Raw genomic sequence first — 1,226 nt, 5'->3', positions numbered from 1 at the left:
TGACCACCCCCCAACTTTTCGAGCCATCCCAAAGTAGGGAAATTCGGCGAAACTAACCCCAACCTACGAGGTGGTTTTGCCATGAAGAAATCGAAGTTCACCGAAGAGCAGATCGCGTTCGCGCTGCGCCAGGTCGAAGGCGGTACGTCCGTCGGCGAGACCTGCCGCAAGATGGGTATTTCCGAAGCGACGTTCTACAACTGGAAGAAGAAGTACGGCGGACTGGGCGTGACCGAGCTACGGCGCTTGCGTCAGCTCGAAGAAGAGAATCGCAAGCTCAAGCAGCTGGTCGCCGACCTCAGCCTGGATAAGGTCATGCTTCAGGACGTGATCCAAAAAAAGCTCTGAAGCCGGTGCAGCGCCACGCGCTCATCGGCTTCCTCGAACGGGCCTACGGTATCAGCCAACGCCGCGCCTGCGCGGTGATGCGACAGTCCCGCTCCGGCCTGATTTACAAGCCGATACGCACGATGCTGGATGCGCCGCTGACCCAGCGTATCCAGGACATTGCCCATACACGGATCCGCTATGGCTACCAACGCATCCATGTGCTGCTGCGCCGGGAAGGCTGGGCCGTTAATCACAAGCGCGTTCATCGGCTTTACAAGCTGGCCGGGCTCAATCTTCGCAGCAAGCGGCCCCGGCGCCGGAAGGCGGCGGCGGATCGGCTGGATCGGCCTGTGCTAACGGCGCCCACGCAGAGCTGGAGCATGGATTTCGTCAGCGATGCGCTGTTCGACGGCCGACGATTCCGCGCGCTGACGGTGGTCGACAACTTCAGCCGTGAATGCCTGGCGATCGTGGTCGGCCAGAGTCTGCGGGGGGAGGATGTCGTGGGAGCGCTAGAAGCGATCGCGCGGGAGCGCGGCGTTCCCCGCCGCGTGCAGGCGGACAATGGCCCGGAGTTCATCAGTGTGGCGTTGGACAAGTGGGCTTACGACCAAGGCGTGACGATCGATTTTTCGCGTCCCGGCAAGCCCACGGATAACCCGTTCATCGAATCCTTCAACGGCTCTTTGCGGGACGAGTGTCTCAATGCGCACTGGTTTTTGTCGCTCGACGACGCCCGTGAGAAGATCGAATCCTGGAGGCGCGACTATAATCATTTCCGCCCGCATTCGGCCCTCGGCAACGCCACGCCAGCGCAGTTCGCCGAGGCCTTTCGGGCCGACCCAAACACGCCGATTTTTCCACTTTAAGGCGGCTCAAGTTTTGGGAGGTGGTCA

Annotated in this window: 1 protein-coding gene; it reads left to right on the top strand. The window is 61.1% G+C overall.

All coding sequences use genetic code 11. The annotated features are described in order from the left end of the window. Positions 1-81 precede the first annotated feature (81 nt). Positions 82-1,199 (top strand): IS3 family transposase gene (locus PI246_RS18360; RefSeq protein ID WP_407069842.1). Its coding sequence is split into 2 segments (ribosomal slippage): positions 82-334 and positions 334-1,199, totalling 1,119 coding nucleotides; the frame shifts between segments, so codons are not numbered across the junction. Positions 1,200-1,226: the final 27 nt, after the last annotated feature.

Source organism: Luteibacter sahnii (assembly GCF_034063545.1).
Classification (GTDB): Bacteria; Pseudomonadota; Gammaproteobacteria; order Xanthomonadales; family Rhodanobacteraceae; genus Luteibacter; species Luteibacter sahnii.
Note: the sequence above shows the minus strand (reverse complement) of the source record. Positions and strands in the feature narration are given on the sequence as shown.